Here is a 24428-nt window from a genome sequence, read left to right as displayed (position 1 = left end):
ACGGTGCCGGGAATCGGTCTGAGAGAATTGGGGGGTGATCTCTCGTATCGACCTGCGCGGCGACACCCTCCCCGAGGGTGGCGCCCTGCGCGATCTGCTGCCCCGTGCCGAGTTCGACGTGGAAGCCGCCCTGGAGAAGGTGCGGCCCATCTGCGAGGACGTCCATCATCGTGGCACGGCGGCGCTGATCGAGTACGCGCGGAAGTTCGACGGGGTGGAACTGGAGCAGGTCAGGGTGCCCGCCGAGGCCCTCAAGACCGCCCTGGACGAGCTGGACCCGGCCGTCCGCGCCGCCCTGGAGGAGTCGATCCGGCGTGCCCGGATCGTGCACCGCAGCCAGCGCCGCGCCGAGCACACCACCCAGGTGGTGCCCGGCGGCACCGTGACCGAGAAGTGGGTTCCGGTCGAGCGCGTGGGGCTGTACGCCCCCGGCGGGCGTTCCGTCTACCCGTCGTCCGTCGTCATGAACGTCGTACCGGCGCAGGAGGCCGGCGTCGAGTCGATCGCGCTCGCCTCCCCGCCGCAGAAGGAGTTCGGCGGCCTGCCGCACCCCACGATCCTCGCCGCGTGCGCGCTGCTCGGCGTGGACGAGGTGTACGCGGCCGGCGGCGCCGTCGCCGTCGCGATGTTCGCGTACGGCACCGAGGACTGCCTGCCGGTCAACATGGTCACCGGCCCCGGCAACATCTGGGTGGCCGCCGCCAAGCGCTACTTCACCGGCAAGATCGGCATCGACACCGAGGCCGGCCCCACCGAGATCGCGGTCCTCGCGGACTCCACGGCCGACCCGGTGCACGTCGCCGCCGACCTGATCAGCCAGGCCGAGCACGACCCGCTGGCCGCCGCCGTCCTCGTCACGGACTCCGCGGAGCTCGCGGCCGCCGTCGAGCGCGAGCTGGAGCCCCAGGTCGCCGCGACCAAGCACGTCGAGGACCGGATCAAGCCCGCCCTGGCCGGCAGGCAGTCCGCGATCGTGCTGGTCGACAGCCTGGAGGACGGCCTCAAGGTCGTCGACGCCTACGGCGCCGAGCACCTGGAGATCCAGACCGCCGACGCGGCCGCCTGGGCCGCCCGCGTCCGCAACGCCGGCGCGGTCTTCGTCGGCCCCTGGTCCCCCGTCTCGCTGGGCGACTACTGCGCCGGATCGAACCACGTGCTGCCCACCGGCGGCTGCGCCTGCCACTCCTCCGGCCTCTCCGTGCAGTCCTTCCTGCGCGGCATCCACATCGTCGACTACACGCGCGACGCCCTCGCCGAGGTCACCCACCACGTGGTCACGCTGGCCGAGGCCGAGGACCTGCCCGCGCACGGCGCCGCCCTGAAGGCGCGCTTCGGATGGAAGGTGCCCACCCAGTGAGCTTCGGCATCGACGACCTGCCCATCCGGGACGAGCTGCGCGGCAAGACCCCGTACGGCGCCCCCCAGCTCGACGTGCCCGTCCAGCTGAACACCAACGAGAACCCCTACGAGCTCCCCGCGGAGCTCGTCGCGCGGATCGCCGAGCGCGTCGCCGACGCCGCCCGGACCCTCAACCGCTACCCCGACCGGGACGCCGTCGAGCTGCGCACCGAGCTGGCCGCCTACCTCACCCGTACGGGCAAGCACCCGGTGGCGCGCGAGAACGTCTGGGCCGCCAACGGCTCCAACGAGGTGCTCCAGCAGCTGCTGCAGACCTTCGGCGGGCCGGGGCGCACGGCGATCGGCTTCGAGCCCTCGTACTCGATGCACGCGCTGATCGCCCGGGGCACCGGCACGGGCTGGATCTCCGGGCCCCGCCGGGAGGACTTCACCATCGACGTGGAGGCCGCCGAGCGGGCCATCGCCGAGCACGCCCCCGACGTCGTCTTCATCACCTCCCCCAACAACCCCACGGGCACCGCGGTCGGCGCGGAGACCGTCCTCGCGCTGTACGAGGCCGCGCAGGCGGCCAAGCCGTCCCTGGTGGTCGTGGACGAGGCGTACGTGGAGTTCAGCCACCGGGACTCGCTGCTGCCGCTGATCGAGGGCCGCCCGAACCTCGTGGTCTCCCGGACCATGTCCAAGGCCTTCGGCGCCGCCGGACTGCGCCTGGGCTACCTGGCCGCGCACCCCGCAGTGGTCGACGCCGTCCAGCTGGTGCGGCTGCCGTACCACCTGTCGGCCGTCACCCAGGCGACCGCGCTGGCCGCCCTGGAACACACCGACACCCTGCTCGGCTACGTCGAGCAGCTCAAGGCCGAACGGGACCGCCTCGTCACCGAGCTGGCGGCCCTCGGCTTCGAGGTCACCGAGTCCGACGCGAACTTCATCCAGTTCGGGAAGTTCGACGACTCGCACACCGCCTGGCAGAAGATCCTCGACCAGGGCGTCCTGGTCCGGGACAACGGCGTACCGGGCTGGCTGCGGGTCACCGCCGGCACCCCGGACGAGAACGACGCGTTCCTGGAAGCGGTTCGCGCACTGAAGAAGGAGCAGCAGGCATGAGCCGCATCGGACGGGTCGAACGCACCACGAAGGAGACCTCGGTCCTCGTCGAGATAAACCTCGACGGCACCGGCAAGGTCGACGTCTCGACCGGCGTGGGCTTCTACGACCACATGCTCGACCAGCTCGGCCGCCACGGCCTCTTCGACCTCACCGTCAAGACCGACGGCGACCTGCACATCGACAGCCACCACACCATCGAGGACACCGCCCTCGCGCTGGGCGCCGCCTTCAAGCAGGCCCTCGGCGACAAGGTGGGCATCTACCGCTTCGGCAACTGCACCGTGCCGCTGGACGAGTCCCTCGCCCAGGTCACCGTCGACCTCTCCGGCCGCCCCTACCTCGTGCACACCGAGCCCGAGAACATGGCGCCGATGATCGGCGAGTACGACACCACGATGACCCGGCACATCTTCGAGTCCTTCGTCGCGCAGGCCCAGATCGCCCTGCACATCCACGTCCCGTACGGCCGCAACGCCCACCACATCGTGGAGTGCCAGTTCAAGGCCCTCGCCCGGGCCCTGCGCTACGCCGCCGAGTTCGACCCGCGCGCCGCCGGCATCCTGCCCTCCACGAAGGGCGCCCTCTAGCCGTGAACGGCCTCAACACCATCCTGATCGTCCTCGGCCTGTTCCTGGCCGGCGGCGTCTACTCCTTCCAGAAGCAGAAGATGCCCGTATCGGTCATCGTCCTGCTCGCCATCGGCTCCGTCATGTGCCTCGTCGCCGGAGTCCTGCGCATCCAGGGGATCTGGGAATGACCGCACGCAAGAACGTCGTCGTCTTCGACTACGGGTTCGGCAACGTCCGCTCCGCCGAGCGGGCCCTCGCCCGCGTCGGCGCGGACGTCGAGATCACCCGCGACTACGACAAGGCCATGGACGCCGACGGCCTCCTCGTCCCCGGCGTCGGCGCCTTCTCCGCCTGCATGCGCGGCCTGAAGGACGCCCGCGGCGACTGGATCATCGGCCGCCGGCTCTCCGGGGGCCGCCCCGTCATGGGCATCTGCGTCGGCATGCAGATCCTCTTCGAACGCGGCATCGAACACGGAGTGGAGACCGAGGGCCTCGACGAGTGGCCCGGCACGGTCGGCCCGCTGAAGGCCCCCGTCGTCCCCCACATGGGCTGGAACACCGTGGACGCGCCCGCCGACAGCCAGGCCTTCGCCGGGCTCGACGCCGACGCCCGCTTCTACTTCGTGCACTCCTACGCGGCGCACGAGTGGAACCTGGAGGTCACCAACCCGGCCATCCGCGCGCCCAGGGTCACCTGGGCCACCCACGGCGAGCCCTTCGTCGCGGCGGTGGAGAACCGGGCACTGTGGGCCACCCAGTTCCACCCCGAGAAGTCCGGCGACACCGGCGCCCAGCTGCTCACCAACTGGATCGAGACCCTCTGATGAAGACGCTTGAGCTCCTCCCCGCGGTCGACGTCCGCGACGGCCAGGCGGTCCGCCTCGTCCACGGGGTCTCCGGCAGCGAGACCTCCTACGGCTCCCCGCTGGAGGCGGCCCTCGCCTGGCAGCGCTCCGGCGCCGAATGGCTGCACCTCGTCGACCTCGACGCCGCCTTCGGCACCGGTGACAACCGCGACCTCGTCGCCGGGATCACCCGCGCCATGGACATCAAGGTCGAGCTGTCCGGCGGCATCCGCGACGACGCCTCGCTCGCCGCGGCCCTCGCCACCGGCTGCACCCGCGTCAACCTCGGCACCGCCGCCCTGGAGACCCCCGAGTGGGCTGCCAAGGCCATCGCCGAACACGGCGACAGGATCGCCATCGGCCTCGACGTGCGCGGCACCACCCTCAAGGGCCGCGGCTGGACCAGCGAGGGCGGCGACCTCTACGAGACCCTCGCCCGCCTGGACTCCGAGGGCTGCGCCCGCTACGTCGTCACCGACATCGGCAAGGACGGCACGCTGACCGGCCCCAACCTGGAGCTGCTGCGCAACGTCTGCGCCGCCACCGACCGGCCCGTCGTCGCCTCCGGCGGCATCTCCAGCCTGGACGACCTGCGCGCGCTCGCCGCGCTGGTCCCCGAGGGCGTCGAGGGCGCGATCGTCGGCAAGGCCCTGTACGCCAAGGCCTTCACCCTGGAAGAAGCCCTGAAGGTGGTCTCCGCATGAGCAGCTCCTCCGAAGCGGTGCGCCGCATCTCCTCCGGCGGGCCCTACGAGGACGTCATCGGCTACTCGCGCGCCGTGCGGCTCTCCAACGGCCTCGTCCTCGTCTCCGGCTGCACCGCCGCCGACGGCGGGGGCCCGTACGACCAGACCATGACGGCCTTCGGCGTCGCCTTCAAGGCGCTCGCCCAGGCGGGCCTGGGCCCCGAGCACGTGGTCCGCACCCGGATGTACCTCACGCACGCCCGGGACGTGGAGGAGGTGGGCCGCGCCCACAAGGAGCTCTTCGACGCCGTCCGCCCCGCCGCCTCCATGATCATCGTCTCCGGCTTCGTCGACCCGTCGATGGTCGTCGAGGTGGAGGTCGAGGCGTACAAGGAGGTGGAGGCGTGAGCCTCGCCGTACGCGTGATCCCCTGCCTCGACGTGGACAACGGCCGCGTCGTCAAGGGAGTCAACTTCCAGAACCTGCGGGACGCGGGCGACCCCGTCGAGATGGCCAAGCTCTACGACGCCGAAGGCGCCGACGAGCTGACCTTCCTCGACATCACCGCCTCCTCCGGCAACCGCGAGACCACCTACGACGTGGTCCGCCGCACCGCCGAGCAGGTCTTCATCCCGCTGACCGTGGGCGGCGGGGTGCGCACCGCGGACGACGTGGACAAGCTGCTGCGGGCCGGGGCCGACAAGGTGGGCGTGAACACCGCCGCCATCGCGCGCCCCGAGCTGATCCGGGAGATCGCCGAGCGCTTCGGCCGCCAGGTGCTCGTGCTGTCCGTGGACGCCCGCCGCACCGCCTCCGGCTCCTTCGAGGTCACCACCCACGGCGGCCGCAAGGGCACCGGGCTGGACGCCGTCGAGTGGGCCCACCGCGCCGCCGAACTGGGCGCCGGGGAGATCCTGCTGAACTCGATGGACGCCGACGGCACGAAGGACGGCTACGACACCGAGATGATCGCCGCCGTGCGCCGGCACGTCACCGTCCCGGTGATCGCCTCCGGTGGCGCGGGCACGCTGGCCCACTTCCCGCCCGCCATCGCGGCGGGCGCCGACGCCGTCCTGGCGGCGTCGGTGTTCCACTTCGGCGACCTGCGGATCTCCGAGGTCAAATCGGCCCTGCGGGAAGCGGGCCACCCGGTCCGCTGAGGCGGCCGTGCGCGGGCCCCGGCCCCCGTCCCTCCCGCCCGGGAGGGACGGGGGCCGGCCGGTCAGATGCCGAGCTGGGCCCTGGTCAGGCGGGACACGGCCTCCTTGTCGCCGTCCAGCTCCACCGCGGCGGCCTCCTGGCGGCCGAAGCAGAACAGCGTGAGCTCGCCCGGCTCGCCCGTCACCGTCACCACCGGGACGCCCTTGTGCGCCACCGCCGTACGGCCGTCCGGGCGGCGCAGGACCAGGCCGACCGGCGAGCGCCGGCCCGTCAGCCGGGCCAGCTTCTCCAGACGGGACCACAGCGAGTCCGAGAACACCGGGTCCAGCGTCCGCGGCGACCAGTCCGGCTGCGCGCGCCGCACGTCCTCGGCGTGGACGTAGAACTCCACCGCGTTCGCCGCCTCGTCGATCTGCTTGAGCGAGTAGGGCGACATCTTCGGCGGACCGGTCCGGATCAGCTGGATGAGCTCCTCGTACGGCTTGGCCGCGTACTCGGCCATCGTCCGGTCCAGCCGGGGCTTGAGCGCCTTCAGCACCAGACCGCCCGCCGCGTCCGGCCGCCGCTCGCGCACGACCACGTGCGCCGCGAGCTCCCGCGCCCGCCAGCCGTCGCACAGCGTCGGGGCCTGCGGTCCGGCCGACTCCAACAGGTCCGCCAGCAGCAGGCGTTCGCGCTTCGCATGGGTAGACATGCGCGACAGCCTACGGCCGGAACCCGCCCCGTGCCCGCCCATCAGGCGGACGGCGCTCCGTGCCCGCGCCGATCACGCGGCACAATGGCCCGCATGAGTACGTCCTCCCTCGATCCCGCCCTCGCGGCCCGCCTCAAGCGCTCCCCGGACGGCCTGGTGCCCGCCATCGCCCAGCAGTACGACACCGGCGAGGTGCTCATGCTCGGCTGGATGGACGACGAGGCCCTGCACCGCACCCTGACCACCGGCCGCTGCACCTACTGGTCCCGCAGCCGCGGCGAGTACTGGGTCAAGGGGGACACCTCCGGCCACGTGCAGCACGTGAAGTCCGTCGCCCTCGACTGCGACGCCGACACCCTGCTCGTCAAGGTCGACCAGGTCGGCGCCGCCTGCCACACCGGCGCCCGGACCTGCTTCGACGCCGACGTCCTCCTCCGCACCGACGCCGAATAGGTAGGGTCCGCGCCATGGATCTAGAGACGTTCCGCAAGCTCGCGGCCGACCGCCGCGTCATCCCCGTGAGCCGCAGGCTGCTGGCCGACGGGGACACCCCGGTCGGGCTCTACCGGAAGCTCGCCGGCGAGCGCCCCGGCACCTTCCTGCTGGAGTCCGCCGAGAACGGCCGTTCCTGGTCCCGCTACTCCTTCGTCGGCGTCCGCAGCGACTCCACCCTCACCGTCAAGGACGGCGGTGCGCACTGGATCGGCACCCCGCCCGTCGGCGTGCCCACCGACGGCGACCCCCTCGAAGCGCTGCGCGCCACCGTCGAGGCCCTGCACACCCCCCGCGACCTCGCGGCCGGCATGCCCCCCTTCACCGGCGGCATGGTCGGCTACCTCGGCTACGACATCGTGCGCCGCCTGGAGCGCATCGGGGACCACACCGAGGACGACCTGAGGCTCCCCGAGCTGACCATGCTGCTCACCTCCGACCTGGCGGTCCTCGACCACTGGGACGGCACGGTCCTGCTCATCGCCAACGCGATCAACCACAACGCCCTCGACACCGGCGCCGACGAGGCGTACGCGGACGCCGTCGCCCGCCTCGACGCGATGGAGGCCGACCTGGCGCGGCCGGCGCCCTACGTGCCCGCCGCGCTCCCGGAGTCCGCGCTGCCGCCCTTCGACGCCCTGTGGGGCGGCGAGAAATACCAGGCCGCCGTCGAGGACGTCAAGGAACGCATCCGGGCCGGCGAGGCCTTCCAGGTGGTGCCCTCGCAGCGGTTCGAGACCCCCTGCCACGCCTCCGCGCTGGACGTCTACCGGGTGCTGCGGGCCACCAACCCGTCCCCGTACATGTACCTCTTCCGCTTCGAGAACGGCTTCGACGTGGTCGGCTCCAGCCCCGAGGCGCTGGTCAAGGTCGAGGACGGGCGGGCCATGGTCCACCCCATCGCGGGCACCCGCCACCGCGGGGCGACCCCGCAGGAGGACAACGACCTCGCCGAAGAGCTGCTGGCCGACCCCAAGGAACGCGCCGAGCACCTGATGCTCGTCGACCTCGGCCGCAACGACCTCGGCCGGGTCTGCGAGCCCGGGTCGGTGGAGGTCGTCGACTTCATGTCGATCGAGCGCTACTCCCACGTGATGCACATCGTCTCCACGGTCACCGGACGCGTCGCCGAGGGCAGGACCGCCTTCGACGTGCTCACCGCCTGCTTCCCGGCCGGCACCCTCTCCGGCGCCCCCAAGCCGCGCGCGATGCAGATCATCGAGGAGCTGGAGCCCTCCCGCCGGGGCCTGTACGGCGGCTGCGTCGGCTACCTCGACTTCGCGGGGGACTCCGACACGGCCATCGCCATCCGCACCGCGCTGCTGCGCGACGGGACGGCGTACGTGCAGGCCGGAGCGGGCGTCGTCGCGGATTCGGTGCCCGAACTGGAGGACCAGGAGTGCCGCAACAAGGCGGCCGCGGTGCTCCGGGCCGTCGGAGCGGCGAACCGCCTCCACCGCGGCTGAGGCCGTAGGGGATAGTGGGGTACGTGAGTGCCGTGCCCCCGCCCCCGCCCCCCGCCGCAACGGACGCCCCCGAAAGCGCCGAGAGCAAGAACGGCCGCCGCAGCGTGGTCGTCGCCCTGCTGCTCGGCGCGCTGGGCGCCGCCGTCGTCCTGCTCGCCTCCGGCCGCGTCTGGGCCCGGGGCAGCGCCGCCGTGGGAGGCGGCTCGCTGCCCCTGACCGCGGACGGCCGTGCCGTCACCGGCCTGCCCGCGGCCCTGGCCATCGTCGGCCTCGCGGCCCTGGTGGCGGTGTTCGCCGTCCGCGGCCGGGGACGGCTGCTGGTGTCCGCCCTGCTCGCGCTGAGCGGTCTCGGCGGGGCGCTGTCCGCGGTGGCCGCCGCCGACGACCACCGGGCGCTCGACGAGCGCGCGGTCACCGCGACGGCCGACACCGCCGCCCGGGTGGGCGGCCTGACCCATACGGCGTGGCCGTACGTCACGGCCTTCGGCTGCGTCCTGATCCTGCTGGCGGGCCTGCTGGCGCTGCGTTTCGGCCGGAGCTGGCCCGCGATGGGGGGCCGCTACGAGCGTGACGGCAGCCCGCGCAGGAGGACTCCGGCGGCGGTGGACCCGGACCGGCCGGAGGACCTGTGGAAAGCTCTGGACCGTGGTGAGGACCCGACCGGCTGAACGGCCGCCCGGCGAAGGGCCACCCACTGGCGAAAGGGCCCGCCCCGTGCGGGACAATGACAGCGAGCGTGCGACACAGCACGCGAGACAGAGCAACGAGGAGCAACTCATGGCGGGCACGAGCCACGGACACACCCCGGCCGCCTGGACCGGTGTCATCATCGCCTTCATCGGTTTCTGCGTCTCCGGCGCCTTCATGGTGCTGGCGAACCCGATCGGGTTCTGGGCCGGTCTCGTCGTCGTCGCCGTCGGCGGAGTCGTCGGCCTCGCGATGAAGGCCGCGGGCATGGGCGCCCCGAAGGTCGAGCACCGCGACCTCGCCGACGTCATCGCCGCCAACCGGGTTCCCGCCAAGGTCTGAGCGGTACCGAGGTTCCAAAGGCGCGGCCCGGTCGGGCTGCGCCTTTTGCCGTGAGCGGAGAGAATCAGCCGGTGGACGCCCCTCGCACCCCCGCCACGCCCTGGCGGCCCCCGCCGCCCGCGCAGGCCCCCGTACCGCCCGCGCAGGCCCCCGTACCCGGCGCGCAGGCGCCCGTACCCGCCTCGCGGGCCCGCCGGCTGGCCGGGCCGCTGCTCACGCTGGCCGGGACCGTCGCCGCCTTCGCCTACGTCGGTGCGGTGGACCCCAACGAGCCCGGGCACTACCCGGTGTGCCCGCTGTTCCGGCTGACCGGTGTGCTGTGCCCCGGCTGCGGCGGGCTGCGCAGCGCGCACGCCTTCGCCCGGGGGGACCTGGCGGCCGCGCTCGGGTCCAACGCCGTGGCCGTCGCCGGCTACCTCGTCTTCGCCGGTTTCCTGGCGTTGTGGCTGTTCAGGGCGGTGCGGGGCGGCGCCGTGCCCCGGCTCGCGCTGCGGCCCGCGGCCTGGTGGGGAATCGGACTCCTGGTGCTCGTGTTCTCGATTGTCCGCAATTTTCCCCTCGGTTCCGCTCTGGCCCCCTGAGCCCTTGCAGGGCCTCGCGGACAGCTATGGGAAGCCCATATTCCGACTGTCCAGTCCCTGGGAATCGGCGAAGTCAGTGCAGAGGCCGTACAGACCTGCGGATACCATTTGGAGTGCTGACCTTGCAGGGGTACGTGTCCGCAAGGCGGCCGACCGTCACTAACCCGGAAGGGGGCCGCTCGCGTGAGTGTGCTCGACGAGATCATCGAAGGGGTCCGCGAAGACCTTGCCGAACGGCAGGCCCGCGTGAGCCTCGACGAGCTCAAGGAGCGTGCCGCCAAGGCGCCCCAGGCCAAGGACGGTGTCGCGGCCCTGCGCGGCGACAGCGTCAAGGTGATCTGCGAGGTCAAGCGCTCCAGCCCCTCCAAGGGCGCGCTGGCCGCGATCGCCGATCCGGCCGGGCTCGCCGCCGACTACGAGGCGGGCGGTGCGGCGGTCATCTCCGTCCTCACCGAACAGCGCCGTTTCGGCGGCTCGCTGGCCGACCTGGAGGCCGTCCGCGCCCGCGTGGACATCCCGATCCTGCGCAAGGACTTCATCGTCACGGCTTACCAGCTGTGGGAGGCCCGTGCCTACGGCGCCGACCTCGTGCTGCTGATCGTCGCGGCCCTGGACCAGGAGGCCCTCGTCTCCCTCATCGAGCGGGCCGAGTCCATCGGCCTCACCCCGCTCGTGGAGGTGCACGACGAGGAGGAGATCGAGCGGGCCGTGGCCGCCGGCGCCAAGATCATCGGCGTCAACGCGCGCAACCTCAAGGACCTCAAGGTCGACCGCTCCACCTTCGAGCGGATCGTCGGCGAGATCCCGGCCCACATCGTGAAGGTCGCCGAGTCCGGCGTCCGCGGACCGCACGACCTGATCGCCTACGCCAACGACGGCGCCGACGCGGTCCTCGTCGGCGAGTCCCTGGTCACCGGCCGCGACCCGAAGGCGGCCGTCGCCGACCTCGTCGCCGCCGGCGCCCACCCCGCCCTGCGCCACGGCCGGAGCTGATCCCTCCCATGCCCCCCTCCCGCCCCTGCGTCCGCACCCGGACGGGCCACGGCCCGTCCGGTGTGCAGACGGCGCACGCGCCCCTGGCGCGCGGCTGCCGCCCCCGCGGCTGCCGCGCCCCGGCCCGGCGCGTGCACGGCCGGCGGGTGCGGTACGTGATCGGCTCCGAACCCGGACAGGTCAACGGAATGCGATGGCGCGGCGGAGCCGCGCTGTAGACGACGGCCACCCCGGCCCGGGACGCGAAGGCGCGCCGGGCGGGAGGTCGCGCACGGCCCCGCGCCGCCCGGGCACCCGCCCCCGGCGCGTCGGGCCGACGCGTCCGCACGGCCGCGCCCCCCGAGCGGGGTGCGCGGGCCGCGGAGCGACAGCGCCATACGGTGCAACCAGCCCCCGTCGCGCATTTCCGTACACGTAGGAGTAGTGGCCATGTCCACCAGCTCGTTCTTCATTCCGGACCCGGAGGGTCACGTCCCCAACGCCGAGGGCTACTTCGGTGACTTCGGCGGCAAGTTCATCCCGGAGGCGCTCGTCGCCGCCGTGGACGAGGTCGCCGTCGAGTACGAGAAGGCCAAGGGCGACCCGGCCTTCGCCGCCGAGCTCGACGACCTCATGGTCAACTACACCGGCCGGCCCAGCTCCCTCACCGAGGTGCCGCGCTTCGCCGAGCACGCGGGCGGCGCCCGGATCTTCCTCAAGCGCGAGGACCTCAACCACACCGGCTCGCACAAGATCAACAACGTGCTGGGCCAGGCGCTGCTCACCAAGCGCATGGGCAAGACCCGCGTGATCGCGGAGACCGGCGCGGGCCAGCACGGCGTGGCCACCGCCACCGCCTGCGCCCTCTTCGGCCTCGAATGCACCATCTACATGGGCGAGGTCGACACCCAGCGCCAGGCCCTGAACGTGGCCCGCATGCGCATGCTCGGCGCCGAGGTCATCGCCGTGAAGTCCGGCTCCCGGACCCTCAAGGACGCCATCAACGAGGCGTTCCGCGACTGGGTCGCCAACGTGGACCGCACCCACTACCTCTTCGGCACCGTCGCCGGCCCGCACCCCTTCCCGGCCATGGTCCGCGACTTCCACCGCGTCATCGGCGTCGAGGCCCGCCGGCAGATCCTGGAGCGCACCGGCCGGCTGCCCGACGCCGTCGCGGCCTGCGTCGGCGGCGGCTCCAACGCCATCGGCCTCTTCCACGCCTTCATCCCGGACGCCGGCGTCCGCCTGGTCGGCTTCGAGCCCGCCGGGCACGGCATCGAGACGGGCGAGCACGCGGCCACCCTGAGCGCCGGCGAGCCCGGCATCCTGCACGGCTCCCGCTCCTACGTCCTCCAGGACGAGGAGGGCCAGATCACCGAGCCCTACTCGATCTCCGCCGGTCTGGACTACCCGGGCATCGGCCCGGAGCACTCCTACCTCAAGGACTCCGGCCGCGGCGAGTACCGCGCGGTCACCGACGACGCCGCCATGCAGGCGCTGCGGCTGCTCTCGCGCACCGAGGGCATCATCCCGGCCATCGAGTCGGCGCACGCCCTCGCCGGCGCCCTCGACCTGGGCAAGGAGCTGGGCGAGGACGGGCTGATCGTGGTCAACCTGTCCGGCCGCGGCGACAAGGACATGGACACGGCCGCCCGCTACTTCGGCCTGTACGACACCGACGGCGAAGTCGCCGGCAACGAGTTCTCCGAGGGGGACGACAAGTGAGCACCACCGGCAACATCGAGCTGCTGAGCGCGACCCTCGCCAAGGCGAAGTCCGAGGACCGGGCCGCCCTCGTCGCCTACCTCCCGGCCGGCTTCCCGAGCGTGGACGGGGCCGTCGAGGCCGTCAAGGCCATCGTCGCGGGCGGTGCGGACGTCGTCGAGATCGGCCTGCCGCACAGCGACCCGGTCCTGGACGGCCCGGTCATCCAGACCGCCGACGACATCGCCCTGCGCGGTGGCGTCAAGATCGCCGACGTGATGCGCACCGTCCGCGAGGCGCACGGGGCGACCGGCGCCCCGATCCTGGTCATGACGTACTGGAACCCCATCGACCGCTACGGCGTCGAGCGGTTCACCGCCGAGCTGGCGGCGGCGGGCGGGGCCGGCTGCATCCTGCCCGACCTGCCGGTCCAGGAATCCGCGCTGTGGCGCGAGCACGCGGCGAAGCACGGTCTGGCGACCGTCTTCGTCGTGGCCCCCAGCAGCAAGGACGCGCGCCTGGCCACCATCACGGCGGCCGGTTCCGGTTTCGTCTACGCGGCGTCCCTGATGGGCGTCACGGGCACCCGCGAATCGGTCGGAAACCAGGCCGAGGACCTGGTGCGCCGCACCCGGGCCACCAGCGACCTGCCGGTCTGCGTCGGCCTCGGCGTCTCGAACGCCGCCCAGGCCAAGCAGGTCGCCGCCTTCGCCGACGGGGTCATCGTCGGCTCGGCCTTCGTGAAGCTGCTGCTGGACGCGCCGGACGAGCGCGCGGGGCTGGACGCCGTACGCGCCCTGGCGGGCGAGCTTGCGGAAGGCGTACGCAGGTCCTGACGCCGGGCGGGCCCGGACGGGGGTTCCGTAGCCCGATCGGGTGGAAACGGGAGCGGGGAGGCACGCGAGTGCCTCCCCGCTTCGTTTGGCCGAACGTGAGCGAGAAGAACGACGGTGCGAACCGCGATGCGATGACGAAACGATCGGCCCGGGAGAGGCTCCAGCAGGAGCGCGAGCGGGAGAAGACCCGGGACAAGCGCCGACGGACCCTCGTCGTGTCGGCGGCGGTGGTCGGCGTGCTCGGCCTCGCGGCCGTCGTCGGCCTGATCGCCGCCAATGCCGGGTCCGGGGACAAGTCGGCGAAGGCGGGCCCGGTGGCCGCCCCGTCGGGGGCCACCGGCAAGGACTCGCTCGCCATCCTGTCCGGCAAGGAGGGGGCGCCCTCCCAGCTGACCGTCTGGGAGGACTTCCGCTGCCCGGCCTGCAAGGCCTTCGAGACCAACTACCGGGACACCATCCACGACCTGGAGGCCAAGGGGCTCCTCAAGGTCGAGTACCACCTCGTCACCCTCATCGACGGGAACATGCGCGGCAGCGGCTCGCTCAAGAGCGCCAACGCGGCGGCCTGCGCACAGGACGCCGGGAAGTTCACCGCCTACCACGACCTCCTCTTCCAGAACCAGCCGGAGGAGACCGACGACGCCTACGGCAAGAACGCCAAGCTGCTGGAGCTGGCCGGCAAGGTGGACGGGCTGGACACCCCCGCCTTCCGCTCCTGCGTGGAGGACGGCGCGCACAACAGCTGGGTCGCCAAGTCGCAGGAGGCCTTCGTGGCGGGCAAGTTCCGCGGCACCCCGACGATCCTGCTCGACGGCAAGGACATCTTCGCCGACCAGGCCGATCCGCTGACCCCGCAGAAGCTGAGGGCGAAGGTCGAGGCCAAGGCGGGCGGGGGCGCGGGCACGGCTTCCGCGTCGCCGTCGCCCTCCGCCTCGGGCTCGGGTTCCGGTTCCGGTTCCGGTTCCGGGTCGGTCAAGGGGTCCGCGAAGGGCACGCCCGCGCCGTCCGGCTCCCCGAAGGGCCTCTCCAAGGGGACCTCGCAGGACTGAGCGGCGCCGGCCGCCGTGTGTGGTTTTGGTTTCAGCTTGCCGGGCGGGTTGCGGTGCGCACCGCCCGGCAGGGTAGCGTCAGGTCTGCCATGACCCTTGCCTATATCCCCAGTCCGTCGACCGGCGTGATCCATCTCGGACCGATCCCGCTCCGCGGCTACGCGTTCTGCATCATCATCGGCGTCTTCGTCGCCGTCTGGCTCGGCAACAAGCGGTGGATCGCGCGCGGCGGAAAGCCGGGCACGGTCGCGGACATCGCCGTGTGGGCGGTGCCGTTCGGCCTCGTCGGCGGCCGCCTCTACCACGTGATCACCGACTACCAGCTCTACTTCGGCGAAGGCCGCGACTGGGTCGACGCCTTCAAGATCTGGGAGGGCGGCCTCGGCATCTGGGGCGCCATCGCGCTGGGCGCGGTCGGTGCCTGGATCGGCTGCCGGCTGCGCGGCATCCCGCTGCCGGCCTGGGCCGACGCCCTGGCACCCGGCATCGCCATCGCGCAGGCCTTCGGCCGTTGGGGCAACTGGTTCAACCAGGAGCTGTACGGCCGTGCCACCGACCTGCCGTGGGCGGTGAAGATCAGCGAGGGGCCCAACCGGGTCGCCGGGACCTACCACCCGACCTTCCTCTACGAGTCGCTCTGGTGCCTCGGCGTCGCCGCGCTGGTCATCTGGGCCGACCGCCGCTTCAAGCTCGGGCACGGCCGCGCCTTCGCCCTGTACGTGGCCGCGTACTGCCTGGGCCGCGGCTGGATCGAGTACATGCGGGTCGACGAGGCGCACCACATCCTCGGCCTGCGGCTGAACGTGTGGACGGCCATGATCGTCTTCATCCTCGCGGTGGTCTACTTCGTGCTCTCCGCGAAGCTGCGGCCGGGGCGCGAGGAGGCCGTCGAGCCGGAGACCTCCGACGGTCCGGGCGGGGCGGCCGTGGCCGCTGTGGCCGGGGACGCGCCCGCCGCGGCCGGCGGGGCCGGTGGGGCGAAGGCTGATCTGACGAAGCCCGCGCCGGCCGGGGGAGCGGCCGGGGCGAAGGCGTCCGAGGGCACCGTCAAGGCGGACCTGACCAAGGCCACCGACGGCGCCGCGGGCGGGGCCGACAAGAGCTGAACGGATTCCACCGCAGGGGGCGTCGCGCGAGCCGCGGCGCCCCCTGCGGCGTACCCGGGCGGCGGGCGGGTCACAGGGGGCTCGTCCGGCGGGACAGGGTCAGGGTGCGGTGGGCGGCCGCCACCACCGCAGGGTCCACGAAGCGGCCGTCCGGCAGGGCCTGGGCCCCCGGGGTGGCGCGGGCGGCGGTGACGATCTCCTCGGCGGCGGTGACCTCCTCAGGCCGGGGCAGGTAGGCCCCCTCGATCACCGGGAGCTGGCGCGGGTGGATCGCCGCCCGGCCGAGGAAGCCCAGCGCGCGGCCGCGGGCGCAGGAGGCGGCCAGCGCCTCCAGGTCCCGGATGTCGGGGAACACCGACTGGGCCGGGGGCGCGAGCCCGGCGGCCCGGGCGGCGACCACCACCCGCGAGCGCGGCCAGTCCAGCCCCGCCTCCGCGCTGACCCCCAGATCGGCGCGGAGGTCCGCTTCGCCCAGGGTCAGCCCGTGCAGGGAGGGGTGCGCGCGGGCGATCTCGTACGCCCGCTCCACCCCCAGCGCGCTCTCCAGGAGCGCGTACAGGGCCACCCCGCCGGCCCGGTCGGCGATCCGTACGACCTGTTCGGGGGCGTCGATCTTCGGCAGCCGCAGCCCGGCGAGCCCGTGCAGCCGGGCCAGGGCGGTCAGGTCGGCGCCCGCCCACGGGGAGCCGAGGGCGTTGACGCGTACGTGGACGGGGACCGGGGGCCGCTCCGTGAGCAGCTCGGCGGTGGCCGCGCGGGCGTACTCCTTGCGGGAGGCGGACACCGAGTCCTCCAGGTCCACGATGACGGCGTCCGCCCCGCACCGCAGGGCTTTGGCCACCACCTCGGGGCGGTCCCCGGGGGCGTAGAGCCAGGTCAGGATCACAGGGCTCGCTCCGTTCGGAGGGCGGCGATCTCGGCCCGGGTCAGGCCGAGTTCGGTGAGGACGGCGTCGGTGTCGGCGCCGTGCGGCCGGCCGGCCCAGCGGATCCCGCCGGGGGTGCCGGACAGCCGGAAGAGGACGTTCTGCATGCGGATCGGGCCGAGTTCGGGGTCCTCGACCTCGGTGACCGTGTCCAGGGCCGCGAACTGCGGATCGGCGAGGACGTCCCGGACGTCGTAGACCGGGGCCACGGCCGCGTCGGCCTCCTCGAAGGCGGCGACGACCTCGTCGGCCTTGTGCCGGGCGATCCAGGCCCCGACGGCCCCGTCGAGGAGCCCGGCGTGGGCGGCGCGCCCGGCGCCGTCCGCGAACCAGGGTTCGGCGGTCAGTTCCGGGCGTCCGACCAGGCGCAGCACCCGTTCGGCGACGGACTGGGCCGAGGTGGACACCGCCAGCCAGCGGCCGTCCGCGCTGCGGTAGGTGTTGCGGGGCGCGTTGTTGGCGGAACGGTTGCCGGAGCGGGGCTGGACGTAGCCGAGCTGGTCGTACCAGAGGGGGTGCGGGCCGAGCACGGTGAGGATCGGCTCGATGATCGCCAGGTCGACCACCTGGCCGCGGCCGGTGCGGTCGCGTCCGGCGAGGGCCGTCATCACGGCGTACGCGGTGGTGAGCGCGGCGATGGAGTCCGCGAGGCCGAAGGGGGGCAGGGTCGGCGGGCCGTCCGGCTCTCCGGTGATCGCCGCGAAGCCGCTCATGGCCTCGGCGAGGGTGCCGAAGCCGGGGCGGTGGGCGTACGGGCCGTGCTGGCCGAAGGCCGTGACGCGGGCCAGCACCAGGCGCGGGTTGGCGGCCGACAGCTCGGGCCAGCCCAGGCCCCACCGCTCCAGGGTGCCGGGGCGGAAGTTCTCGATGACCACGTCGGCGGTGGCGGCGAGCCGCAGCAGGGTGTCCCGGCCGCCGGGGGCGGACAGGTCGAGGGTCATCGTCCGCTTGTTCCGCCCGAGCAGCTTCCACCACAGCCCGACGCCGTCCTTGGCGGGGCCGTGGCCGCGCGAGGGGTCGGGGCGGTCGGGGTGCTCGACCTTGATCACCTCGGCGCCGAAGTCTCCGAGCAGGGTGGCGGCGAGCGGCCCGGCGAAGAGGGTGGCCAGGTCCAGCACCCGGATCCCCTCCAGGGGCCCGGCGCTCACGCGCCGCCCCCGGCCCGGGGCCCGGCCCCGGCCCCGGCGGGCGGGGCGTCGGCGTCGGCACGGGCTCCGGCCTTGGCTTCGGGGCGGAGCACGGGGGCGTCCAGGTCGGCGCGGGTGGGCATGGAGGGCTGGGCGCCGGGGCGCTGGACCGCGAGGGCGGCCGCGCGGGCGGCCCAGCTCAGGGCCTCGGGCATCGGGCGGCCCTCGCCGAGCGCCACCGCGAGGGCGCCGACGAAGGTGTCCCCGGCCGCCGTGGTGTCCACGGCCCGGACCCGCGGCGCGGGCACCGTCAGCGGCTCCCGTCCCCGCGCCGCGTACAGCGCCCCGGCCGCGCCCAGCGTGACCACCACCTCCGGCACCTCGCGCAGCAGCGCCTCCGCAGCCGCGCGGGGATCGGTGAACCCGGTGAGGGCGGCGGCCTCGTGCTCGTTCGGCACCAACAGGTCGACGAGCTCCAGCAGCTCCCGCGGCAGCGGCCGCGTCGGGGCCGGGGTGAGGACCGTACGGACCCCGTGGGCGCGGGCGGCCGCCGCGCCCGCGACGACGGCCTCCAGGGGGAGTTCGAGCTGGAGCAGCAGGGCGTCGGCGGCCCCGATCCGGGAGTCGTCGCCCGGCTCCAGGCCGGTGACGTGCCCGTTGGCGCCGGGGACGACGACGATGCTGTTGGCGCCCCCGTCGTCGACGGTGATGTGCGCGGTGCCGCTGGCACCCTCGACGGTGCGCAGCGCGGCCGTCTCGACCCCGGCGGCGACGAGCGCGGAGCGCAGCCGTGCGCCGAACTCGTCCGTGCCGACCGCGCCGATCATCACCACCTCCCCGCCGAGCCGGGCGGCGGCCACCGCCTGGTTGGCGCCCTTGCCGCCGGGAACGGTGCGGAACTCCCGCCCGGTGACGGTCTCCCCGAGGCGGGGAGCCCGGGCGACGTAGGCGACGAGGTCCATGTTGGTACTGCCGAGCACGGCGATGGCCGTCATGAGCGGGCTGCCTCCTGGGCGGTGAGGTGGGCGAGGGTGTCGAAGCCGATGCCGTCGAAGCCGGCGACGGTGGTGCGGAGACGGTTCTTGAGCGGGGCGGTCCAGCGCTCCGGGAGCCGGTCGGGGCAGCCGGCCAGGAGCCCGGCGACCGAGCCTGCCGTGGCGCCGTTGGAGTCGGTGTCCCAGCCGCCGGACACCACCCGGCACACGGAGTGCGTGAAGTCCCCGTCCGCGTGGGTGAGGGCGGCCGCGATCAGGGCGGTGTTCGGGAGGGCGTGTACCCAGTGGTAGTGGCCGTAACAGGCGTGCAGCCGGTCCACGACCCGGTCGAAGTCCGCCTCGGCGCGGGCGGCGGCGATCCCGAAGCGGACGGCGTCGGCGAGGCGGGAGCGGGGCGGTACGACCGACAGCCCGGCCCGCAGCGCGGTGTGCACGTCGCCGCGGCCCCCGGCGGCCTCCGCGATGGTGGCTGCGGCGAAGAGGGCGGCGAAGACGCCGTTCGCGGTGTGGGTGAGGACGGCGTCGCGGTACGCCTGCTCGGCGGCCGCCGCCGGGTCGCCGGGGTTGGTCCAGCCGTGCACGTCGGCGCGGATCAGGGCGCCGATCCACTCCCGGAAGGGGTTGTGGTGGATGGCGGTCGCGGGGGGCTCCAGGCCGAGGAGCAGGTTGCGGTACGCGACGCGCTCGGCGGTGAAGGTGCGGCCGGCCGGGAGCTCGTCGAGCCAGAGGCGGGCCAGGTCGGCGGTGGTGAAGCCCTTGCCGTGGCGCTGGAGCAGGAGCAGGCCGAGGAGGGGGTGGTCGAGGTCGTCGTCCTCGGGGGCGCCGTCGATGTTCTCGGCGAGGGAGGTGGCGGCGGAGCGGCGGTTCCACGGGTACGCGGCGAGGAGTTCCGCGGGGACGCGGCGGGCGGTGAACCAGTCGGCCAGGGGCCAGTTGCCGGCGGCGCGGGCGAGGGCCCGGATCCCCTCCAGGGGGAGCTTCTCGACGGGCTTGCCGAGCACGCACCCGACGGCCCGCCCGATCCACCCCGCCTCCAGCCTGCGGCGCAGCGCGGCATCCGCCGGCCCGGCGGCGGGGCCGCCCGCCCCGGCCCGGCCGGCCGCCGCTGCCGCACCGCCCACGGACCCCGGCCCGCGCCCGGCCCCCGGACCAGGCCGGGGCTCCGGTCCTGTGCCGGTGCCGGTGCCGGTGCCGGTGCCTGGCCGGGGCTCGGGGCCCGTGCCGGGATCCGGGGCGACGGGGAGCCCGGGGCCTGTGCCGGGGCGTGGCTCTGCGGGCAGCCCCGGGCTCGGTCCGGGATCCGGCTCCGGGTCCGGTACGGGGTTCGGGGGTGTGCCGGGCCCCGGGTCCGCTGCGGGGTTCCGGGGTGGGCCGGGATCCGGCTGGGGGCGGGCCGTCGGGACGGGGGCGGGGGGCCAGGTGGCTTCGAGGGCGGGCCAGTCGGTGGGTTCCGCGAGGGCCGTGGGGACCGGGAGGGCGGCCAGTTCGGACAGGAGACGGCCGGCGAGGGCGCGGAGTTCCGGTGGAGCCGGGGTGGAGGAGGCCCCCGCCCGGTCCGGGGCCGGGTGGCCGCCCGCCGCCGTCCAGGCGCGCGCCACGGGCCCCGCGTCCCGGCCGTCCTCGGCGGCCTGCCGCAGCTCGTGGCCGATCAGGTCCTCCGGCTGCGCCCAGGTGAGCCGGATCACCGCGGGGACGCGAGGGCCGTGAAGGCCGCCTCGTGGGCCCGCCGCCGGGACCGGTCGAGGGCGAACACGTCCCGGGCCACGGCGGCCAGCGTCACGGCCGGGCCGTGCAGGTCCAGCCGGCTCGCCTCGGCGACCTGCTTGGCCCAGCCCTCCGGTACGGCTCCGGCCCCGCCCAGCGCGCCCGCGACCGCGCCCGCCATGGTGGCGATGGAGTCGCAGTCGCGCCCGTAGTTGACGGCGCCGAGCACCGCGGCCTCGTACGCCCCGTCCGCGACGAGCAGCATGCCGAGGGCGACGGGGAGCTCCTCGATGGAGTGCAGCCGGGAGGGCCGGCGGGCGCCGAGGGAAGGCGTGCGGTAGTCCGGGCCGACGGAGTCGTAGGGGGCCACCGCCTCCCGGAGCGGCACCAGCGCCGACTCGAAGTCCCGGTGGCGCAGAGCGACTTCGCGGACGGCGCCGATGGCGGCGCGGGTGCCGTCCTTGGCGAAGGCCAGCGCGGTGTCCACCACCGAGGCCGCGTCCGCGCCCGGTACGCAGGCCGCCGCCACGGCCGCCGCGAACACCCCCGCCGCCTCCCGCCCGTACGAGGACTGGTGTGCGCCGGTGATGTCCAGCGCCTCCGCGTACGCGGCCGCCGGATTGCCCGCGTTGACCAGGCCGACCGGCGCCATGTACATCGCCGCACCGCAGTTGACGATGTTGCCGGTACCGGCCTCGCGGGGGTCGGCGTGCGCGTAGTGCAGCCGGGTCACGATCCACTTCTCGGCGAGGAACACCCGCTGGAGGGGCAGGGCTTCGGCCTCCAGTTCCGGGATCCAGCGGGGGACCGTCATCAGGTCCGGGACCAGGTGGTCGGCGACCGCGTAGGCGTCGAGGTGGTCCCGTACGGCGGCGTAGACGCGGATCAGCGCGTGGGTCATGAGGGTGTCGTCGGTGACGTGTCCGTCGCCCTTGTGGTACGGGGCGAGGGGGCGGGCGGTGCGCCAGTCCTCGTGCCAGGGCCCGACCACGCCGTGCACGCGGCCGCCGTGCCGTTCGACGATCTGGTCCGGGGACCAGCCCTCGACCGGGCCGCCGAGCGCGTCGCCGACGGCGGCTCCGACGAGGGCGCCGGTGACCCGGTCCTCCAGTGTCAGCGTCATGTCCGAATCATCCCTTGGGTGAGGTGAGTTCCGTACGGGTGAGCAGCGCGGCGAGCTCGACGAGGTCGGTGCCGGCCAGCCGGGGCAGGGCGCAGCCGGAGAGGGTGCGGCAGGCTTCGCGCCAGGCGGCGGGCAGGGAGTCGCCGCCGCCGAGGGCGCCGGTGAGGGCGCCCGCGAGGGCCGGGGCGGAGTCCGCGACGCGGGAGAGGCAGGCGGCCGCCGGGACCGCCTCGCCGACGCGGCCGCGGGCGGCGGTGGCCAGGGCGAGGGCGACGGGGACGGTCTCGGCGGCGGCGATGCCGTAGCTGTAGACGTGGTCCACGATCTGGTGCTCCAGCAGCGGGACGAGGGCGAAGGCCCCGGCCGTGGCGTCCGCGCGGGCGAGGGCGACGGCGTGCCGGGCGTTGCGGCCGATCTCGGTGCCGGCGGGGAGCTGCGCGAGGGCGGCGTCGACGGCCGCGGCGGTGTCCGCGCCGGCCAGGGCGGTGGCGAGGGCGGCGGCCATGGCGCGGGCGCCGTGGACTCCGTCGCCGTCCTGGGTGTAGCGGGCGTCGAACTCGGCGAGGTCGGCGGCGGCGGCCGGGTCGCCGGGGTGCACGACGGCGAGGACGCAGGCGCGGACGCAGGCGGCGTCGTCGAAGTAGTGCGGGTTGTCGTGGCCGGTGGCGGGCGGGCGCAGGCCGGCGGCGAGGTTGCCGAGACCGGCGCGCACGGAGATCCGGGCGCGCAGCGGCAGGACGGCCGACTCGACCTCCGGGGCGCGGTCGGCCGCCGCCGCGACTTCGCAGGCCAGGGCGTTCCAGGCGAGGTCGATGGCGGCGCGCATGCGGCGGGAGCGGGAGAGGTCGCTGAGCAGGACCCCGGCGGCGGTGAGCACGGACTCGGCGGCGAAGGCGGCCCATTCGGCGTCGTCGGAGGGTCCGAGGCGCAGCGGTTCGGGGGGCTGGTTGAGAGCGATCGGGACGGGGAGGGTGGTCGTGGCGTTCTGCTCCGCGAAGGTGTCGAGCTCGCGGGTGAGGCGGCGGGTCCACTCGGGCATCCGGCTGGCGCGGTGCCGTGCGGCGGGCCACCCGGCGGCGTCGCCCGCGGCGAGCCCGAGCAGCAGCCCCTCGATCCGCCGTACGCCTGCGGCGGGCCCGGCGGTACGCGTTCCCGCGCGGGGGCCTTGGCCTGCGGCGGGCCCGGCGGTGCGGGGCTCGGAGCGCGGGCCGGTGGCGGGCGCGGCGGTGGCGGCCTCTGTGCACAGGCCGGTGGCGGGCCCGGCCGTACGGGTGCCTGCGGCGGGCCCGGCGGTGCGCGTTCCCGCGCGGGGGCCTTGGCCTGCGGCGGGCCCGGCGGTGCGGGGCTCGGGGCGGGGGCCGGTGGCGGGCGCGGCGGTGGCGGGTTCCGTGCGCAGGCCGGTGGCGGCTCCGGCCGTACGGGGGCCTGCGGGGGCCTCGGCCGTACGGGGCTCGGGGCGGGGGCCGGTGGCGGGCCCGGCCGGGCGGGGTTCCGTGCGCGGGCCCGCTCCGGTCCCGGCCGTACCGGGTTCCGTGCGCGGGCCCGCTCCGGTTCCGGCGGTGCGGGGGGCCGGGTGGGGGCCGGTGGCGGGGGTGGCCGGGCTGGGGGGCGGGCGCAGGGCGGTGGCGGCCTCGCCGGCTCCGGCCTCGGCGGTTGGTGGCAGGGTGCCCGCCACCGGCGGGAGTCCCCCGGGGCCCGGCCCGCCCGCGTACGCGACCTCCCGCCAGGCGGGCTCGGGGGGCGGGGTCATCGGGCGGGCTCGGATTCGGGGGTGAGCAGGTCCGCGATGTCCAGGACGTGGTAGCCCCGCATCGAGGGGAGGCAGCTGCCCCGGACCGGCCCGATGGCGGCGGCCCAGGCGGCCGGTACGGCGGCGGCCCCCGACAGGGCGCCGGCCAGGGCGCCCGCCACGGCGGCGGTGGTGTCGGCGTCGCGGCCCATGTTGACGGCCGTCAGCACGGAGGAGGGGAAGTCGCCCGCGCAGGCGGCGAAGGCCCCGAAAGCCAGGCCGACCGCCTCGGGGGCGAGGTCCGTCCACGGGTAGCCCCCGATGACCACCGCGGAGCGCACCGCCCGCTCGCCGCGCGGGGCCGCGGTGACGGCGCGGCGCAGGGAGCGGGCCGTCCAGGAGTCGGACGGGATGACCGACAGGGCAGCCGAGACCACGGAGGCGGGGGAGCCGCCCGCCATCGCCGCCGCGACTCCGGCGGCCACGGCCTGGCCCCCGTAGATGCCCTCCCCGTCGTGGCTGACCGAGCCGTCGATGGCGACCAGCCGGGCGGCTTCCGCCGGGCGGCCGGCCGCGAAGACGCCGAAGGGGGCCGCCCGCATCGCGAGGCCGTCGCTCCAGGCGTGCCGGTGCTGCGCGGAGATGGGGGCGGCGAGGCCGCGCCGGAGGTTCTCCAGGGTGCCCCGCTCGGAGAATCCGGCCCCGCGGAAGGGGCCCTCGTCCAGGTCGGCGATCCAGTGGTGCCAGGCCCGCTCGACGTGCGCGACGGTGAGCGCGGAGCCGTGCCGGGCCAGCAGCAGGCCGGAGAAGATGGCGTACTCGGTGTCGTCGGTGCCCGCCGGATCGTCCGAGACGAAGCCCTCGATGCGGCCCCATTTCGCCCGGATCTGCGACGGCTTCATGTTCTCCGCCGGGGCGCCCAGCGCGTCACCCACCGCGAGGCCGAGAAGAGCGCCCCTGGCCCGTTCGAGGAGGACCTGCGGATTGCATGCAATCAGCTCCATGGCGCGCCTCTCCACTTGATGGGACTCATGATGAGCCCTTGGGGGATTTGTGCCACGACATGTGGTTTGTCGGTCGCCGCGAAACACCCCGCGAACGCCGCCGTCACCCGGTCGCCGAAGCGCGAAAGCCCAGGTAAGTACGGCCTTCCTTGCTGGCGGGCGGC

Annotated in this window: 27 protein-coding genes; 19 read left to right on the top strand and 8 right to left on the bottom strand. The window is 74.6% G+C overall.

Going from position 1 to position 24428, the window contains the following annotated elements; translation table 11 throughout:
- Positions 1-34 precede the first annotated feature (34 nt).
- From hisD to hisF, 8 genes are read left to right on the top strand one after another with little or no spacing between them, the layout of a single operon-like run.
- Positions 35-1357, top strand: a complete 1323-nt coding sequence (gene hisD / locus ACGFXC_RS21595) for a histidinol dehydrogenase (RefSeq protein WP_393715079.1) — start codon at positions 35-37, stop codon at positions 1355-1357.
- Entirely contained in the window at positions 1354-2463 is a 1110-nt protein-coding gene (locus ACGFXC_RS21590) for a histidinol-phosphate transaminase (RefSeq protein ID WP_393715077.1), read from the top strand. Before hisD ends, ACGFXC_RS21590 begins: the two co-directional genes overlap by 4 nt.
- Positions 2460-3053, top strand: coding sequence for an imidazoleglycerol-phosphate dehydratase HisB (hisB, locus tag ACGFXC_RS21585; RefSeq protein ID WP_030155936.1), 594 nt, complete (start codon positions 2460-2462; stop codon positions 3051-3053). The genes ACGFXC_RS21590 and hisB overlap by 4 nt, the downstream gene beginning before the upstream one ends.
- A 2-nt stretch (positions 3054-3055) precedes the next feature.
- Complete coding sequence (locus ACGFXC_RS21580; RefSeq protein ID WP_351818781.1) at positions 3056-3223, top strand: hypothetical protein; 168 nt, start codon at positions 3056-3058, stop codon at positions 3221-3223.
- Positions 3220-3861, top strand: a complete 642-nt coding sequence (hisH, locus tag ACGFXC_RS21575) for an imidazole glycerol phosphate synthase subunit HisH (RefSeq protein ID WP_351818778.1) — start codon at positions 3220-3222, stop codon at positions 3859-3861. The genes ACGFXC_RS21580 and hisH overlap by 4 nt, the downstream gene beginning before the upstream one ends.
- On the top strand, positions 3861-4586 hold the full coding sequence (gene priA / locus ACGFXC_RS21570; RefSeq protein WP_351818775.1) for a bifunctional 1-(5-phosphoribosyl)-5-((5-phosphoribosylamino)methylideneamino)imidazole-4-carboxamide isomerase/phosphoribosylanthranilate isomerase PriA: 726 nt from the start codon (positions 3861-3863) through the stop codon (positions 4584-4586). The genes hisH and priA overlap by 1 nt, the downstream gene beginning before the upstream one ends.
- Positions 4583-4975: a RidA family protein gene (locus tag ACGFXC_RS21565; protein ID WP_393715074.1), complete on the top strand. Its 393-nt coding sequence runs from the start codon at positions 4583-4585 to the stop codon at positions 4973-4975. Before priA ends, ACGFXC_RS21565 begins: the two co-directional genes overlap by 4 nt.
- The gene (gene hisF / locus ACGFXC_RS21560; protein ID WP_393715072.1) at positions 4972-5727 is read left to right on the top strand and encodes an imidazole glycerol phosphate synthase subunit HisF; all 756 of its coding nucleotides are present in this window, start codon (positions 4972-4974) and stop codon (positions 5725-5727) included. The genes ACGFXC_RS21565 and hisF overlap by 4 nt, the downstream gene beginning before the upstream one ends.
- Before the next feature lie 62 nt (positions 5728-5789).
- On the opposite strand, the gene ACGFXC_RS21555 is transcribed toward hisF, so the two are convergent.
- On the bottom strand, positions 5790-6422 hold the full coding sequence (locus tag ACGFXC_RS21555) for a TIGR03085 family metal-binding protein (protein WP_393715070.1): 633 nt from the start codon (positions 6420-6422) through the stop codon (positions 5790-5792).
- An 84-nt stretch (positions 6423-6506) separates the two neighbouring features.
- On the opposite strand from ACGFXC_RS21555, the gene hisI reads away from it, so the two are divergent.
- The 11 genes from hisI (at position 6507) to lgt (ending at position 15657) form a co-directional block, all read left to right on the top strand.
- Positions 6507-6875, top strand: a complete 369-nt coding sequence (gene hisI, locus ACGFXC_RS21550) for a phosphoribosyl-AMP cyclohydrolase (RefSeq protein ID WP_351818763.1) — start codon at positions 6507-6509, stop codon at positions 6873-6875.
- 14 nt (positions 6876-6889) lie between these two features.
- The gene (locus ACGFXC_RS21545; protein WP_393715069.1) at positions 6890-8380 is read left to right on the top strand and encodes an anthranilate synthase component I; all 1491 of its coding nucleotides are present in this window, start codon (positions 6890-6892) and stop codon (positions 8378-8380) included.
- Between the two features lie 14 nt (positions 8381-8394).
- A complete protein-coding gene (locus ACGFXC_RS21540) occupies positions 8395-9048 on the top strand; it encodes a TIGR02234 family membrane protein (protein WP_393715067.1) in 654 nt (217 codons plus the stop codon).
- A 109-nt stretch (positions 9049-9157) separates the two neighbouring features.
- On the top strand, positions 9158-9409 hold the full coding sequence (locus tag ACGFXC_RS21535; protein WP_393715065.1) for an HGxxPAAW family protein: 252 nt from the start codon (positions 9158-9160) through the stop codon (positions 9407-9409).
- Positions 9410-9480: 71 nt separating this feature from the next.
- A complete protein-coding gene (locus ACGFXC_RS21530) occupies positions 9481-9990 on the top strand; it encodes a DUF2752 domain-containing protein (RefSeq protein WP_393715063.1) in 510 nt (169 codons plus the stop codon).
- Between the two features lie 183 nt (positions 9991-10173).
- Positions 10174-10983 carry an indole-3-glycerol phosphate synthase TrpC gene (gene trpC / locus ACGFXC_RS21525; RefSeq protein WP_393715061.1) on the top strand — a complete coding sequence of 270 codons (810 nt, stop codon included), beginning with the start codon at positions 10174-10176 and terminating at the stop codon, positions 10981-10983.
- 8 nt (positions 10984-10991) lie between these two features.
- On the top strand, positions 10992-11201 hold the full coding sequence (gene trpM / locus ACGFXC_RS21520) for a tryptophan biosynthesis modulator TrpM (protein ID WP_393715059.1): 210 nt from the start codon (positions 10992-10994) through the stop codon (positions 11199-11201).
- Between the two features lie 211 nt (positions 11202-11412).
- A complete protein-coding gene (gene trpB, locus ACGFXC_RS21515) occupies positions 11413-12687 on the top strand; it encodes a tryptophan synthase subunit beta (protein ID WP_393715057.1) in 1275 nt (424 codons plus the stop codon).
- Positions 12684-13502, top strand: coding sequence for a tryptophan synthase subunit alpha (gene trpA / locus ACGFXC_RS21510; protein WP_393715055.1), 819 nt, complete (start codon positions 12684-12686; stop codon positions 13500-13502). Before trpB ends, trpA begins: the two co-directional genes overlap by 4 nt.
- Before the next feature lie 95 nt (positions 13503-13597).
- Complete coding sequence (locus ACGFXC_RS21505) at positions 13598-14551, top strand: DsbA family protein (RefSeq protein ID WP_393715053.1); 954 nt, start codon at positions 13598-13600, stop codon at positions 14549-14551.
- Between the two features lie 89 nt (positions 14552-14640).
- Entirely contained in the window at positions 14641-15657 is a 1017-nt protein-coding gene (gene lgt, locus ACGFXC_RS21500) for a prolipoprotein diacylglyceryl transferase (RefSeq protein ID WP_393715051.1), read from the top strand.
- A 70-nt stretch (positions 15658-15727) separates the two neighbouring features.
- Here the strand turns inward: lgt and ACGFXC_RS21495 are convergent, their stop codons facing one another.
- The 7 genes from ACGFXC_RS21495 to ACGFXC_RS21465 form a co-directional block, all read right to left on the bottom strand.
- Entirely contained in the window at positions 15728-16543 is an 816-nt protein-coding gene (locus ACGFXC_RS21495; protein ID WP_393715049.1) for an HpcH/HpaI aldolase/citrate lyase family protein, read from the bottom strand.
- Positions 16540-17730: a CaiB/BaiF CoA transferase family protein gene (locus tag ACGFXC_RS21490; RefSeq protein ID WP_393715047.1), complete on the bottom strand. Its 1191-nt coding sequence runs from the start codon at positions 17728-17730 to the stop codon at positions 16540-16542. Before ACGFXC_RS21490 ends, ACGFXC_RS21495 begins: the two co-directional genes overlap by 4 nt.
- Entirely contained in the window at positions 17727-18704 is a 978-nt protein-coding gene (gene rbsK, locus ACGFXC_RS21485; protein WP_393715046.1) for a ribokinase, read from the bottom strand. Before rbsK ends, ACGFXC_RS21490 begins: the two co-directional genes overlap by 4 nt.
- The gene (locus tag ACGFXC_RS21480) at positions 18701-20389 is read right to left on the bottom strand and encodes an ADP-ribosylglycohydrolase family protein (RefSeq protein WP_393715044.1); all 1689 of its coding nucleotides are present in this window, start codon (positions 20387-20389) and stop codon (positions 18701-18703) included. Before ACGFXC_RS21480 ends, rbsK begins: the two co-directional genes overlap by 4 nt.
- On the bottom strand, positions 20386-21531 hold the full coding sequence (locus ACGFXC_RS21475) for an ADP-ribosylglycohydrolase family protein (protein WP_393715042.1): 1146 nt from the start codon (positions 21529-21531) through the stop codon (positions 20386-20388). Before ACGFXC_RS21475 ends, ACGFXC_RS21480 begins: the two co-directional genes overlap by 4 nt.
- A gap of 7 nt (positions 21532-21538) precedes the next feature.
- Positions 21539-22777, bottom strand: coding sequence for an ADP-ribosylglycohydrolase family protein (locus tag ACGFXC_RS21470; protein ID WP_393715364.1), 1239 nt, complete (start codon positions 22775-22777; stop codon positions 21539-21541).
- A 500-nt stretch (positions 22778-23277) separates the two neighbouring features.
- Positions 23278-24264, bottom strand: a complete 987-nt coding sequence (locus ACGFXC_RS21465; RefSeq protein WP_393715040.1) for an ADP-ribosylglycohydrolase family protein — start codon at positions 24262-24264, stop codon at positions 23278-23280.
- Positions 24265-24428 lie beyond the last annotated feature (164 nt).

This window comes from Streptomyces sp. NPDC048507 (genome assembly GCF_043199995.1).
In the GTDB taxonomy this organism is placed as follows: Bacteria; Actinomycetota; Actinomycetes; order Streptomycetales; family Streptomycetaceae; genus Streptomyces.
The sequence above is the reverse complement of the archived record's forward strand: the minus strand, read 5'-3'. Positions and strand labels throughout refer to the sequence as shown.